Below are 14645 nucleotides of genomic sequence, written 5' to 3' on the forward strand. Positions count from 1 at the left end.
ATCCATTAAAATATATCCCTTACCTAAACTGAAAATCCCTATGTTAGCCCTTCGCTGTGAGGCCTATGGAGGCCCCGAGACTCTTGTATTTCGTGAACTGCCTGAACGGTGCCCGGCGCGGGTGAGCTCCTGCTGGAGGTGAGGGCCTGCAGTCTGAATTTTCCCGACCTGCTCATGATAGCAGATAAATACCAGGTCAAGCCACCACTGCCTTTTTCCCCGGGCGGGGAACTGGCGGGGCGTGTGCGCGCTGTGGGACCAGAGGTGAAGGGCTTTCGTGTGGGGGACCGGGTTTTAGCACTTTCAGGCTGGGGCGGCCTCGCTGAGATGGCTATCGTCCCTGCTGCCCGCTGTATACCGCTTCCGGCGGGGCTCTCCGATGAGGTGGCGGCCGCTGCCCTCTACACGCTGGGGACCTGCTACCATGCCCTGAAGGATCGGGCTGCCCTGCAGCCAAAGGAGCGGCTTTTCGTCCTGGGCGCCGCAGGTGGCATCGGAATGGCCGCCATTCAGCTGGGCAAGTTGATGGGCGCAGAAGTAATCGCCGCCGTCGGGAGCGCAGAAAAAGTAGAGGCCTGTCTGGAGGCAGGCGCCGATCAGGCTTTTGTGTATGAGGCCGAGCGCGCTCGGGAGCAATTTAAAACAGAGCTGGGCCCAAAGGGTGCCGATGTGGTCTTAGATCCCGTGGGTGGAGATTTTGCGGAGCCTGCCTTCCGCTGCATGGCCTGGAAGGGGCGGTACCTGGTCGTGGGTTTTGCCGCAGGCCAGATTCCCAGCCTTCCTTTTAATCTGACCTTACTGAAAGGCGCTGACCTGATCGGGGTTTTCTGGGGGCGCTTCACGCAAGAGCAGCCGCAGGTACATCTCGAAAATACGCGGCAGCTGATGCAGTGGCTGGAGGAGGGGCGGCTGGCGCAAAGGATCCACAAGCGCTACTCCCTGCAGGAAGGCATACAGGCGCTGCAAGACCTGCAGGCGCGAAAGGTCATCGGGAAAGCCATCGTGCTTCCTTAAAAGGCAGGAAATCAATTTATTGTAAAAATTACATGAACGGTAAGCACTTATATTTTACGGAAAATGAGCTGCTTACCGTTTTTTTATGCGGCTCATGGAGCGATTCGTTCCTTGATTCCATATTTAATTTTGTTTATGTGGGTGGGTGCGGCATTTGAAGGGTCTGATTCTTTTTTTCGCAGCTAAACAAATCTTGACTGGAGCGGATTTAAATGATAAATTCACAATTGTATACAAAAATACAAAACCAATAAACCCAATCATAATCATGTCAAAAATCCGCATTGGAGTAGATGTGGGTGGAACCTTTACCGATGTTCTGCTCATGAACGTAAGCACGGGGGAAACGCACCGGGCCAAGACGCCCAGCACCCCTGAGGACCAGTCTAAGGGTATCCTGAATGGGATTTTAGCAGCCTGCGAAAAAGCGGGCGTATCGCCAGCCGATATCAAGGAGTTGATGCATGGTACTACCGTGGCGACGAATGCTGTTTTAGAACGAAAAGGCGCACGCGTGGGGCTGATGACCACCGATGGCTATGGGCAGGTCCTGCAGATCGCCCGTTCTTTTGTTCCGGGAGGGCTTGCAGGCTGGATCGTCTGGAACAAGCCAGAGCCCTTAGCCGATCTGGAAGATACCGTAGAAGTACTGGAGCGCATCGGCGCCGATGGTAGCATCGTCCGGGAGCTTAACGAAGACTCCGTGCGGCAGGCCATCGCCAAACTAAAAAAACGTGGCGTGGAAGCCATCACCGTGTCGCTGATCAATTCCTACGCGAATGATGCCCATGAGCAGCGCATACTTGCCATTTTTAAAGAAGAGTGGCCCGAAATCCCGGTGTCCCTCTCCTCCGACGTACTTCCTGAAATGCGTGAATACGAGCGTACGGTCACCACCGTGGCCAACTCCTATGTACGCCCGACGCTCTCGCGCTACCTTTCCTCTTTAGAAAAGACCCTTAGCGAAAATAATATCCAAGCCTCCACGAAGGTACTTCGCTCAGATGGTGGCTTGATGTCTTTTGACATCGCAGCCGAAAAGCCGGTCAACTTGATGATGTCCGGTCCTGCGGGCGGCGTGAAGGGCGCACTGTGGATCGCGAAAAAAGCAGGCTTTAAAAATTTGCTTACCTATGACATGGGCGGTACCTCCACTGATGTGGCGCTGATCGAAAACGGTACTCCTGTGGTCCGCCGCGAAACCCGTGTGGGAGACGTTTCCGTACGCGCTTCCTCACTGGATGTACGCACCGTCGGGGCGGGTGGTGGCTCCATCGCGAAAGTGCCGGAGCTTACGAAAGCCCTCCGCGTAGGCCCTGAAAGCGCGGGAGCCGTGCCGGGTCCGGCATGCTACAGTAAAGGCGGCGAGGAGCCTACCGTGACCGATGCAAATGTGGTGCTCGGCTATTTGCCTGTAGATTTACTCGGGGGCGAAATGCAGCTCGACCGGGAGGCATCCATCCGCTCGGTCCAGAAAATCGCAGATGCTCTCGGAGTCTCCCTCGAGGAAGCTGCTGCCGGAATCATCAGCATCGCGAATGAAAACATGTTCGGAGCACTCCGTCTGGTGTCCATCGAGCAGGGATACGATCCGCGGGATTTCGCCCTCATCGGTTTTGGCGGAGCCGGCCCCCTTCACGCGAATGCCCTCGGCAAGCTGATGGGCTCCTGGCCTGTCATCATCCCGCCTAGCCCAGGGGTGCTCTGTGCCTACGGGGATGCCACGACACAGATCCGAAATGAGGCCGCGAAAACGCAGATAGCGAAATTAGAAAGCCTAGATGCCGCCACCTTAGCAGCGGAGCTGCAAAGCCTCGGCGAGTCCGCTGCTGCCCTACTGGAGGAAGAAGGCATCGCTCCAGAGGATCGCGTGTACACCTATCAGATGGACCTGCGGTACACCGGTCAGGGCTTCGAAGTGCCCGTAAAGGTGACGATAGAAGACTTAAAAAAGGATGGCTTTCAGGCGGCCATAGCAGCTTTCGATACCATTCATGAGCAACTCTTTACCTTCAAGCTAGACCTGCCGCATGAACTGGTTAATCTCCGTGCTATCGTGGAGCAGCAGGAGCAAGAACTCCACGTGCAGGAGTTGGAAAAAGGAACCGAAGACGCTTCCGAGGCCCTGGTAAAGCGACACGACACCTTTTGGTATGAGGGCCAAAACTACGAGGCGGCCATTTATGAGCGCGCCAAGTTGAAGCAGGGCAACCATATCCCAGGGCCAGCCATCGTGGCGGAAATGGACGCTACGACGGTGATTTTGCCGAAGCATGAGGCCGTAGTAGACGCCTTCGGAAATCTAATTATCAATCCAACCAACTAAGCTAACCATGTACAAAGCACAAATAATCGAAACGAACGATAGCCCGATCCAAGTGGGCGATATCGATCCGATCACCTTAGATATTATCGAGTCGGCGCTGCGTAATGCTCGCTTCGAGATGGACGCTGTTCTATTCCGTACGGCCATGTCGCCGGGAATTCGTGAGCAGCACGATGAGTTTCCGCTGATTGCGGATCGGAATGGCAAGATGGTAGTGGGTCAGTTCGGCTCCTTTGTGGATGGCTTTCTGAAAAGCTATGCGGGCACCATCGAGGAAGGAGATATTTTCCTCACGAATGACCCCTATGCCGTGGAGGGGGCCGTTTCCCACCTGAACGACTGGCTCGTGCTCATGCCGATTTACTTTGAGGGGCGCCTCGTGGGCTGGTCCGCGATGTTCGGGCACATGACCGATGTGGGGGGCAAGGTACCCGGCAGTTTGCCGACTGATGCTACTACGATCTTCGAAGAGGGCATCCGCTTCGCACCCTTTAAAATTTACGAGAAAGGGGTCTTTAACAGCACGGCCATGGAAATAATCCTACGTCAGTGCCGCCTGCCCCACTGGAACCGCTCTGATTTTAACGCCATCGTCGCCGCTTGCCGCACGGCCGATCGGCGCGTAAAGGAAATTTGTAGCCGCTTCGGCGTAGACACCTACTGCTCCGCCACGGAAGCCGCGCTAAACCGAAATAAGGAAGCCATGCGTAAGCTCTTCCAGATGACCGTTTCCGAGGAGACCATCTACTTCGAGGATTACCTCTGCGATGATGGCCGCGGCTTCGGTCCCTATAAATACCGCTGCTCTATGCGGCGGGAGGGGGATAAGGTGATCCTAGACTGGGATGGCACAGATCCGCAAGCCTTCGGGTCAATTAACTTCTACCTGAATGAGAACATGTTCAAAATGTTTTTTGGCATTTACATGATCATGGTTTTCGATCCGCAGATTCTCTTCAACGATGGATTTTACGACCTCGTGGAGGTGCGCATTCCAGAGGGCTCCCTTCTCAAGCCGCATTACCCGGCAGCCCTTTCTTGCCGTACCCATGCGCTGGGCAGAATGTTCGATGTGCTCGGCGGGCTCCTCGGTCAGCGCCAGCCGGAGTTCTTGAACGCAGCAGGCTTCTCTTCCTCTCCGCACCTCATGTACAGCGGCTACGATAAGGAAGGCGACTGGTTCCAGCTCTTCCAAATTGGTTTTGGTGGGATTCCAGGCAAGCCTTTCGGCGATGGGCCGGATGGACACTCCCTGTGGCCGTCCTTCACGAACGTGCCAAATGAATTCCTAGAAGCCTATTTCCCGCTACGCATCGAGCGCTACGAGACCGTGCAGGATTCCGGTGGTGCGGGTAAGCATCGCGGAGGTAATGGCGTGGACATCGTGTACCGTTTCCTCGAACCGGGAGAAATTTCTATCCACGACGATCGCTGGTTCTTGCCTCCCTGGGGAGTGAATGGTGGGGCGCCCGCGGCTCGTAGCCGCAAAGAACTCGTCCGCACAGATGGTTCTAGGGAGTTTTTACCTGCCAAGTGTGACAGAATCCGTGTGCAGGAAGGCGATCAGCTGCATTTCATCACCTGGGGTGGTGGCGGCTGGGGCGATCCCCTCGAGCGTGAACCCGAGAAAGTTTTAAAAGACGTGCGCCGGGGGCTCATTTCTGTTCGCGGTGCTGAAGAAGGCTATGGCGTCTGCATCACTGAAGAGGAAACCTTGGACGCGGCGGCGACCGAAAAATTACGCGAAAAGATGCGTGCTGGCCGCGGAGATTTGCCTATGTTTAATAGCGGAAGAAGCATCGACGCACTTCGGGAGAGCTGCCTGGCTGAAACGGGCTTGGAGCCTCCGAAACCACCTGTGTTTATCCGTGCATAAACGACTTAAATCGCATCATCTGTGTCTGCTACATCTGAAAAAGCCTACGAGGCCATCAAGTCCATGCTGCGAACTGGCGACATTCCGCCAGGCGCACGCCTGATCGAGCTAGAGCTCGTCGAGAAACTGGGCATCAGCCGCACCCCCATCCGCGAGGCCCTTAAAAAGCTCGTGGAAGAGCGCTGGCTGGAGTACTTGCCGAATCGCGGCATGCGTGTCCGCGTGTGGACGAATAAAGATGTGCAAGACAATTTCTTCGTGAGGACCATTTTAGAATGTGAGGCGGTGGCACTTTGTGCGGAGCACATCCCTGCCCGTGCCCTCGAAGAGCTGCGCATGATGAACAAGCAGCTCCGGGCCATCGCCTCCCATCCCTCACAGGAAGCCATCGAGGAGATGACGCGAATCAACTTGGATTTTCACCAGTGCATCTGGGCGCATACCGGAAATCGTGCCTTAGAGGATGTTTTGCTTCTGAACATCAACATGCCCACCATGGTCCGCACCTATCAGCATTACGATGCCGAGAAGACAGCAGCCAGCTTGGAGGAGCACGATGCGATGATCGCCGCTTTCGAGGCGCGGAACCCGGAGGAAGCACGCCGCCTGATGCAGCAGCATTTAAGTCGCGCTAACGCCATATTCAACACATGAAACAGACAGACCCCGGTTTTGCAGGAAGTTTAGGTATGGGGGAGCGCCCCGCCCTTTTGGTCATCGACCTCATCGCGGGCTATTTCCTACCCGAATCTCCCCTGTACAGCCCACGTTACGCCGAAACCCTGCCGCAGATACTGGAAAGTATCGCCTTTGCACGCAGTTCTGGTTGGCCTGTGCTCTACACGCGCCTGGCCTACGATCAGCAGCACTGGACGGGCGGGCATTTTCTCCGGAAAATCAGTGCCCTTACGCTGCTGCAGACCCATCCGCACTGGGCCGATTGGGTGGAAGGATTGGCCCCCGGGCCAAAGGAACCCATTTTAACCAAGCAGTATGCGAGTGCTTTCCATAATACGCCGCTGCTGGCCACGCTGAACTTTCTTCGCGTGGATACGCTGGTGCATGTGGGCCTGTCGGCAAGCGGCTGTGTGCGGGCTACTGCCACAGATGCCATGCAGTATGGCTACCTGCCGATCGTGCTGGAAGATGCCGTGGAAGACCGTAGTGCGGCGATAAAGGAGGCGAATCTATACGACTTGCAAGCCAAATATGCAGATGTGATGCCTTTAGAGGCGCTTAAAAAACGATGTAATAACCTGAAATAGGTATGGAAAAGATAAAAGGATTAGAACATGGACCCCTAACCGGCATCCGCGTGATCGAGCTGGGTGTGCTGCTGGCGGGCCCCTTCTGTGGGCAGCTGATGGGCGACATGGGCGCTGAAGTTATTAAGGTGGAGCTCCCCGGTCAGGGTGACCCATCCGCAAGTGGGGCCGCGAGCTGGTGAACGGGCAGTCCCTCTGGTGGCCTGTGCTGGCGCGCAATAAAAAGTCCATCACCCTGAACCTGCGCGAAAAGGAAGGGCAGGATATTTTGCGCCGCCTGATCGAGCAGGCCGATATTCTAGTGGAAAATTTCCGACCGGGGACGCTGGAAAAATGGGGGCTGGACTATGCATCCCTCTCCGCGGTAAACCCCAAGCTTATCATGGTGCGTGTTAGTGGTTTTGGGCAGACTGGCCCTTATGCTCCACGTGCTGGTTATGGCAGCATCGGAGAGGCCATGGGGGGGCTTCGGCATATCGTCGGGGAAGCGGATCGGCCGCCTAGCCGTGTGGGTATTTCCATCGGAGACAGCCTTGCCGCCACCCATGCCACACTGGGGGCTTTAGCCGCACTGCGTGCCCGCGAAGTGAGTGGTCGAGGCCAGGTGGTGGACTGTGCCATCTACGAGGCCGTGCTCACCATGATGGAAAGTACCGTAACAGAATATTATAAAACAGGCTATGTGCGTGAACGTACGGGTTCCCGCCTGCCGAACATCGCGCCGAGTAATGTGTACCCCACTGCCGATGGCGAGATTTTGATAGCCGCTAACCAAGACACCGTCTTTCGCCGCCTGTGTGAGGTGATGGGGCGCGAGGAGTGGATCGACGACCCACGCTACCGCGACCATGTCAGCCGGGGTCAAAATGAGGTGGAGCTGGACGAAAAAATCGGCGCTTGGTCCGTGAATTTCTCCTCCTCGGATCTGCTGACGACTGCCAAGCACGACGAGGGGGCGTGCCTGCCGGCAAAATCTTTACGCCAGCGGACATGCTGGAAGATGCTCACTTTAAAGCAAGAGAGGCGCTTATCACCCATGAGCACCCCGGGGTCGGAGAGCTGGTTATGCAAAACGTGTTTCCAAAGCTCTCCGCCACGCCCGGCCAGGTGCGCAGCGCTGCCCCAGAGCTGGGCCAACATAATGCGGAGGTCTATGCCGACTGGCTGGGGCTCAGTGATGCTGAGCAGCAGCAGCTTAAGGAAAGGGGGATTCTATGAGCCCTACTGATCACGTAGAGCTGCTCGAAGTCAGCCCTCGGGATGGTATCCAGAACGAGCCTTACCTGCTCACGCTGGATGAGAAGGAGCTGCTGGTGCGCAAGTTACTCGGGGCGGGCTTTCCTGCCGTGGAGGTGGGGGCCTTCGTTTCCCCTAAAGCGGTGCCGACCATGGCGGGTACGGGGGAACTCCTGGAGCGCTTAGCCGATGTGCCACAGGCCCTGCACGCGCTCATCCCGAATGTGAAGGGCTATGAACTGGGCCGGCAGCATGGAGCGAAACACCTTTCCTATGTGCTGTCGCTGACCGAGACCATGAACCAGCGGAATGTCCGCATGTCGGTGGCCGAGGGTCTGGAGCAGGTGCGTACCTTGGCCCGCAGGGCCAAAGAGGAGGACATCTCTTTCCGTGTGTATTTGGCCGTGGCTTTTCACTGTCCTTTCGAAGGCCCCACACCCGCTGCTCACAGTTGGGAACTACTACAGCGCATCGCGGACTGGGGCGTCGCGGACATTTGCTTGGCGGACACGGACGGGCATGCGGAGCCGGAACATGCGGCCACCCTTTTGGGAAAGGCGGCGGGCTTACTTGGTAAGGAAGGAGCTCCGCGGATCAGTCTGCATTTCCATCAGACGTATGGCTTTGCGGAGGCGAATGTCCGGCAGGCGCTGGCCCTCGGATATCGGCATTTTGATACGGCTACAGCCGGACTGGGAGGCTGCCCCTTTGTGCCAGGGGCGAAGGGCAATGTCCCCGCCGAAGAGCTTGTACGCCTCTGCGCGGAAGCGGGCTACAGCACATCAGTGGACGTAGCCGCCCTCGCCACGGTGGGCAGCTGGCTGAAGGCTTTAAAAATTCGAAAACAAGAAAGCCATGCCTAAATCAGACCCTAGGCGTCCCCAAACGGTCTTCGATAAGTTATGGGAAGCGCATGAGGTGGCGGTTTTGCCCGGAGGGCAATCTCTGCTTTACATCGATCTTCATATTCTGCATGAGGTTACGACGCCCCAGGCTTTTCGCATGCTGGAAGAGCGTGGCCTTTCGGTGCGGCGACCTGACCGCTGTTTCGCCGTGACGGATCATAATGTGCCGACGGAAAACCAACATTTGCCGCTGCGGGATGCGCTGGCGGCACGCCAGGTGGCGCTGCTACAGGCGAACTGTGAGCAGCATGGCATTACGCTTTACGATCTGGGGCACGAGCATCAGGCATCGTGCATGTGGTGGGCCCGGAGCTGGGCTACACGCAGCCGGGCATGACCATCGTTTGCGGGGATAGCCATACGAGCACCCATGGTGCCTTCGGTACGCTGGCTTTTGGCATCGGAACCTCAGAGGTAGGCTTGGTGCTCGGCACGCAGTGCTTGGTGCAGGCCAAGCCGCGGCAGCTGCGCATCCATATTTCCGGTACCCGAGCGGAGGAAGTGCGCGCGAAAGACATCATTTTACATGTTTTACAGCGGCTCGGAGCGAATGGTGCTGCGGGGTATTTTATCGAGTATGCCGGCCTGTGGTGGAAAATATGACTATGGAGGAGCGCATGACGCTCTGCAACATGAGCATCGAGCTCGGTGCACGCGGCGGGCTGGTCGGAGTAGATGCCGTGACGCTGCGGTACTTGCGAGAGCGCCCACGCCTGCGGGATCGCGAGGACTTGGAAGCACTTTTGAACGTGTGGTCCAGCTACCGAAGTGATCCTGAAGCGGAGGTGGAGCGTCTGCTTGAGGTGGATATCAGCAGCTTAGGCCTATGATTACTTATGGCACCAACCCCGGTCAGGCCATTTCGCTTACACAGCGCATTCCCCATGCCGCCGAGCTGCCCGAAAGTCAGCGGGAGGCTCACCGCAAGGCACTGGCTTACATGGAGCTGCAGGAGGGGCAATCCCTCCTCGGGGAGCCCATCGACAGTGTTTTTATCGGCAGCTGCACGAATGCGCGCATCGAAGATTTACGAGAGGTAGCGGCCATTTGGAAGGGTCGCCGAGTGGATCCGCGCCTTCGGATTCTGGTGGTGCCCGGCTCGCGGAGCGTTTTGCGCGAAGCGCAAAGGGAGGGCCTCGACCGTATATTCGCAGCTGCTGGAGCACCCCTTCGAGAGCCGGGCTGTAGTGCCTGTCTGGGCATGAATGAGGATAAGATGGCCTCTGGAACACGCTGTTTGAGTACCTCCAACAGGAACTTTGAGGGAAGGCAGGGCCCCGGTGCGCGTACGCTGCTTTGTAGCCCGCGAACGGCCGCGCTGTCAGCACTTTACGGAAAGATTACGCTAAACGAAAAGAGCCCATGAGACCCCTACGCAGCATACGTGATCGCATCTTATACTTCCCCGACAGCCAAGTGGATACGGATCGGCTTTTTCCTGGAGAGTTTTTAAAACGCTCAGAGCGGGAAGGCATGGCTGATGCCTTGCTGGTCTACGAGCGCTTCGATGCGGAAGGAAATCCACTGGAGCACCCCTTTAACCAGGAAAATCCCCCTTCCATTTTGCTTACAGGAGCAGAATTCGGGACGGGGAGCAGCCGCGAACATGCGGTTTGGGCATTAGCCGACTTTGGGATTCGGGTGATTATCGCCCCTTCTTTTGGAGATATTTTCTACTCGAACTGCTTGAATAATGGGATTTTGGCTCTTCGACTTCCAGAAGAGGCCTGTGCCCAGCTCGCAGCGCTAGAGCAAGAGGTGCTCGTGCTGGTAGAGGAGCAGCGTGTAGAGGTACCAGCAAGTGCTGACCTTCGCTTTTCTTTTGCGCTGGATCCTTTCCGAAAGGCCTGTCTGCTGGCAGGAACGGATATGCTCGGCTATGTGCTGGATAGGGAGGAGGAGATTAGCGCTTATGAGCGGAAAAAGTACAAGTAAGCTGGCGAGTGTAAAAATATGAAAGGCTGGACATCCCCTGTCAGGAGCGCCCAGCCTTTCTTGCCTACGGGGACTTTCTAAGGATCACTTTCTGTTTATCGGCACGCTCGATTTGTTCTAAAAATCCAACATACTCATTGAATAACTCTGGCGCATACTGTCCTTCTTTCACCTGCAGCTCACGTCGAAAGAGGAGCGTCCCTTCTTGGTAGGCCAGCGCTGATTTGAAGTAGCCAAAGGGCATTTCTAGCACCACCGGTTCGGGCAGCTGATCCACTTCGAACCTGCCGGCAGGGCATAGGAAATTTCATCTTCATCGGTATACCCCATAGAAATCCGGAAAGGACTTTCGCGCGTCTCCTTGGCGGGGCGTAGGCCAGTTTCAAGGGTGTTCCACTGGTTGGGCTGTAAGATAATGCGTCCTCCTGCCAGCTGCCCCACTTTTTTGGCTTGTAGTTCTGCCTGAAAGTGGATTTCAGGCAAAAGATTTCCGGAGCGCTCGAAACCGTAATCGGCCACGGACAAGCCAGGCAGGCGGTACATGCGCTGTATCCAGTCCATTTTAGCGCTTTCCTTCGCGTAAGGCAGCTGCAGCATGCCTCCTAGGTTGCTTTGTAAGGCACTACGCGTCATCGAAACATGGCCGGAAAGGTTGGCTCCCTCGTCTAGTTGGAAGTTACCTACTTGTTTTTGCCTATTAACCTCTGCACGATAGGTGGGGGTTTTTACCAATTTCCCTCCTTCGGGAGTAATCAGCAGGGCATGCCGATCGGAGGTAAAGTCCCCTAAAAAGCCGAAGGGCGTCTGCTGGCTTGTGCACTCCAGAAAGACCGTATCTTGCTCTAGCGGCACAGCCAGGATCGCATGGTTAAAGTAATCTGCCGGGAAAGCAGAAAAGAAAGGCTTGTTTTGTTCTCCCGCATGGATGAGGGTATAGAAATTCGGAATTCCGACTTCATCCAGCAGTGCCCCCATGTAATTTGAAAGCGCCTTGCAGTCGCCAAAACCATTTTTTTCCACTGACTTCGCATCGAATGGGACTAGCCCGCCGATTCCCAGCTGAATGCTGACGTAGCGGGTCCTCCCCTGCATGTACTGGTAGAGGCTTCAGCCTTCGCCACATCATCGGGTAGCCCCGCCACTAAGGCGTGTACGTCTGCCTTAGTTTGTGCGGATAGTTCGCGCTTATCTGCATTTAAGGCATAAAACCAGCGCCCCATTTCCTCCCAGCTGCTTAGGTCTCCTGAATTTCCGTCAAAACTAAATTTACCGGGAGATGCTAACAGCATCGGTTTGCGCTGTTCTTCAAGCACGGCCATCGGTTCTGGCGTGTAGGCGGAAAGAGGTCCGATTTCCCAAGACTGTACCTGAAGTTTCCCCTCCTGCCTTTGCGCGTGGCGCGCCTCTTCCAGGTGACGGCTTAGAAAACGAATTTCGGTCTCCTTAGGGTACTGATAGGTGATGGAGGCTTTCTCCACAGGGATGCTGGGGTAGCGCTGCGGCACCCAGTTGGGTACATAGTACAAATTCGGCAGTTCGATTTCAAACTCCAGGGTAGCGGTATAGGGGTATTGCGTCTGGCGCAGGTCCAAAACCTTTACCCGGTTGTCTTCATAGATCGAAAAAGAGCTAAAATTACTAAAGTCTTCTACATCCGACTTCTTAAACTTATACAGCGTATTTCCCAGAAGGTCATGCACAGTACCCGCCATGTTTTTTACTTTGATGCTGGAGGAATAAGGAACCTGTAGCTTAGCCAGGTCTGCCGCCTCCGATCGGAAGATCGTAATGACCAAGCGGTCCTGTAGTGTAAACTTACCATTTGGGCTCACTGTAACCGTCTGCACGTGTTCTTGGATACGAGCAGGGGGGATCTGTCGCGCAGCCAGGGGGCTGCCGATAAGCCAGAGCAGCAGTAGTGTAGGGAAAATGCCGCCCCTAAGCTGCTGAAAAAGCGAATCAAAGGCCCTCATGCGTACGCTTTTTTAAGACGATGACCTCTTTTTGCTTTTCTGAGATATCTTCGAAAAACTGTTTCAGCGCCGCGTAATCTGTAGCCGCATGCATCGTTTGCTGCACTTGGAAACTAATCATGATTTGGATTTTCGTCGGCGAGGGCATGGAGCACCTGTAGCGGTAGACAATGCCTTTATCACGAAATTCCAATATTTTATCTCCAGGGAGCTCCTCCATTTCATATTCCTCGGGAATGTCTAATAGGACGACCGTTTGGCGACGAGAGGGATAAATGAAGTCGATAGGATAGGCGCGCTCCTCCCGCTTAAAGGGATTTTCTGTAAGATAGGCATCCTCGAAAAGCGAACAGAATATCTGATCTCCCGCATAGATCAAGCCCTTTTCACCACTTAAATTCATTTTTTGAACGAAAGGAAGCTCCTTATCCAGTGGGTTTTCTACCGAAAAGGCGTGCATGTGCCAGTCCTTCGCCGCGGCCTGCTGTTCTTCTCTGTAGTGGTCAGGACCTTCGGTCAAATATTTCTTACGCAGATACGTACCCTCATAACCAAAAGTATTACGCTGCACCTCTTGGGTGAGCCCATCCGGTCCTAAGGTGAGCTCGTGCAGTGCCACCGTATTGTTCGGCTTGGCATTTTGCAGCTCACACCAGCGCGCACCACTAGGTTCGATCACCAGGCCAGCATTATTAATGGCCCGCATGGGCAAAATCCCGTAAGGCATGGCTGCGTCACTTGCATCTAAAACCAGATCTTTCCCTTCCAGCTTGACTAAGGCAGTTACATAGTTTAACTTGTGCATGACCGGGTAGCTTTGGTTTAAAAAGCCTCGATCACGGCTCATGCCTACGACCGGATAAGCCGGTAAGTTCGCTTCCTGTAGCAAGGCCACGAGCAGTAAGTTAATCTCTGGAACAGTTCCCTTGCCCTCTTTGTACACTTTTTCCAGGCTTTGGCCAGGGTAAAGACCCCGAGAACCCTCCCAAGCTACTTTTTGGGTAACATGCGCGTATATTTTTTGCACTTTTTCTTCTGGGCTATCCGACTCATCTACAATGGAGGGGAGCAGCTGACGGGTGAAACGGCTGGAAGCTAGGTGCTTACCGAAATCCTCATCCTGCATTAACTTGGTGGCCACATCTTGCCAGTTGCCTGAGATGGTTTGTCTGGTGCTATTGGGAAACTGTACGTGGAGGAGCTGCAGGTCTATGCGAGAGGCATAGCTCATCGGGTTATCGATGAAGGCCTCTGCGCGCATGGCAGGCACATCAGCGATGGCGAGGTGCATCTTGCGCGTCGTGTAGCGTACGTTCGAGGTAGTATAATTGCTTTGGCGCTGTAGGCGGCTGTCCACTGTTTCCTTCTCGGTCCACATGGCGTTCCCACTTCCTTCACCATACTCGGACACGGTAAAGGGTAGATAGCCCTGAGAGGTCTGCGCATACTGAAAGTATTCCGGGTACTCAAAATTAAATTCACTCCAAACGGTCGGTATCCAGTCTTGAAAGTACCATTCGCGCACATAGTGCAGCAGATCGGAAGAAAGCTCATAGCTAATCTCCACGATGGCACCCTCCTGAACTTGAGGTGGCGATACTTTTTTCAGTGCAAAGTTTTTACTTACCGCCTCATCGAAGACATGCTCCCTCCCGATTTTGGTACGCTGCACCTTGCCATTTACGGCCTGATACACATTTCCTTTGATGCTGGACACCTGATCATGGCTTCCCTGAAAAGTGTAGTAGGGGATTTCCAGGTCGCCATGGGTCAAGCCGTCCTTTTTTAGGATTTTCACCACCTTATAGACTTGATACTTGATCACAAAGCCTAAGTTGCTCTGATATTCGATGGTTCCTTTAGTCCCATGATGCAGCACCAAGGCAGCATCATCCGGGTAGTCGGAGGCATGGTCATGAAGCAAAAGCTCGGGAGAAATTTTACCAAATTTCAGGTCTGACTGTGCATACAGCCTCCCCGTCTGAAGTAGAAGCCCGAAAAAAAGGGCGATTGTAAATAAACTTTTCATAGTGTGCTGAGTTACTAGCACTAATTTATGAAATAAAGTAGAATATTTACATTTAAACGCTTATTATTTTTTAAGACGTACTGTCT

12 protein-coding genes and 2 pseudogenes are annotated in these 14645 nt (G+C 54.8%); 10 read left to right on the forward strand and 4 right to left on the reverse strand.

Annotated features, from left to right (window positions below; genetic code table 11):
* Positions 1-108: 108 nt before the first annotated feature.
* From A3SI_RS04945 to leuD, 10 genes and pseudogenes are all read left to right on the forward strand, one after another.
* Positions 109-1014: an NADPH:quinone oxidoreductase family protein gene (locus A3SI_RS04945; RefSeq protein WP_009054022.1), complete on the forward strand. Its 906-nt coding sequence runs from the start codon at positions 109-111 to the stop codon at positions 1012-1014.
* Between the two features lie 268 nt (positions 1015-1282).
* Positions 1283-3340: a hydantoinase/oxoprolinase family protein gene (locus A3SI_RS04950; protein WP_009054024.1), complete on the forward strand. Its 2058-nt coding sequence runs from the start codon at positions 1283-1285 to the stop codon at positions 3338-3340.
* 7 nt (positions 3341-3347) lie between these two features.
* A complete protein-coding gene (locus A3SI_RS04955; protein WP_009054025.1) occupies positions 3348-5216 on the forward strand; it encodes a hydantoinase B/oxoprolinase family protein in 1869 nt (622 codons plus the stop codon).
* A gap of 21 nt (positions 5217-5237) precedes the next feature.
* A complete protein-coding gene (locus A3SI_RS17155; protein WP_009054027.1) occupies positions 5238-5870 on the forward strand; it encodes a GntR family transcriptional regulator in 633 nt (210 codons plus the stop codon).
* Entirely contained in the window at positions 5867-6481 is a 615-nt protein-coding gene (locus A3SI_RS04960; RefSeq protein ID WP_009054028.1) for an isochorismatase family protein, read from the forward strand. The genes A3SI_RS17155 and A3SI_RS04960 overlap by 4 nt, the downstream gene beginning before the upstream one ends.
* 2 nt (positions 6482-6483) lie before the next feature.
* Positions 6484-7361, forward strand: a pseudogene (locus A3SI_RS04965) (CaiB/BaiF CoA transferase family protein); the annotation flags it as partial.
* A gap of 110 nt (positions 7362-7471) precedes the next feature.
* Entirely contained in the window at positions 7472-7699 is a 228-nt protein-coding gene (locus A3SI_RS23145) for a CoA transferase (protein ID WP_394330350.1), read from the forward strand.
* Entirely contained in the window at positions 7696-8580 is an 885-nt protein-coding gene (locus tag A3SI_RS04970) for a hydroxymethylglutaryl-CoA lyase (protein WP_009054033.1), read from the forward strand. The genes A3SI_RS23145 and A3SI_RS04970 overlap by 4 nt, the downstream gene beginning before the upstream one ends.
* Positions 8573-9988: pseudogene (leuC, locus tag A3SI_RS04975) on the forward strand (3-isopropylmalate dehydratase large subunit). Before A3SI_RS04970 ends, leuC begins: the two are co-directional and overlap by 8 nt.
* Positions 9985-10557: a 3-isopropylmalate dehydratase small subunit gene (leuD, locus tag A3SI_RS04980; protein WP_009054042.1), complete on the forward strand. Its 573-nt coding sequence runs from the start codon at positions 9985-9987 to the stop codon at positions 10555-10557. The pseudogene leuC and the gene leuD overlap by 4 nt, the downstream one beginning before the upstream one ends.
* A 64-nt stretch (positions 10558-10621) precedes the next feature.
* Here the strand turns inward: leuD and A3SI_RS04985 are convergent, their stop codons facing one another.
* Genes A3SI_RS04985 through A3SI_RS05000 form a run of 4 tightly spaced genes read right to left on the reverse strand, consistent with a single transcriptional unit; the run spans position 10622 to position 14559 of the window.
* Positions 10622-10813 (reverse strand): hypothetical protein, encoded by a 192-nt coding sequence (locus A3SI_RS04985; RefSeq protein WP_009054044.1) that lies wholly within the window; start codon positions 10811-10813, stop codon positions 10622-10624.
* Positions 10804-11649 carry a hypothetical protein gene (locus A3SI_RS04990; protein WP_156810175.1) on the reverse strand — a complete coding sequence of 282 codons (846 nt, stop codon included), beginning with the start codon at positions 11647-11649 and terminating at the stop codon, positions 10804-10806. The genes A3SI_RS04985 and A3SI_RS04990 overlap by 10 nt, the downstream gene beginning before the upstream one ends.
* Entirely contained in the window at positions 11598-12530 is a 933-nt protein-coding gene (locus A3SI_RS04995; RefSeq protein ID WP_040670193.1) for a DUF3857 domain-containing protein, read from the reverse strand. The genes A3SI_RS04990 and A3SI_RS04995 overlap by 52 nt, the downstream gene beginning before the upstream one ends.
* The gene (locus A3SI_RS05000) at positions 12517-14559 is read right to left on the reverse strand and encodes a DUF3857 domain-containing protein (RefSeq protein ID WP_009054046.1); all 2043 of its coding nucleotides are present in this window, start codon (positions 14557-14559) and stop codon (positions 12517-12519) included. The genes A3SI_RS04995 and A3SI_RS05000 overlap by 14 nt, the downstream gene beginning before the upstream one ends.
* Between the last annotated feature and the right edge of the window lie 86 nt (positions 14560-14645).

This window comes from Nitritalea halalkaliphila LW7, assembly GCF_000265075.1.
Taxonomy (GTDB): domain Bacteria; phylum Bacteroidota; class Bacteroidia; order Cytophagales; family Cyclobacteriaceae; genus Nitritalea; species Nitritalea halalkaliphila.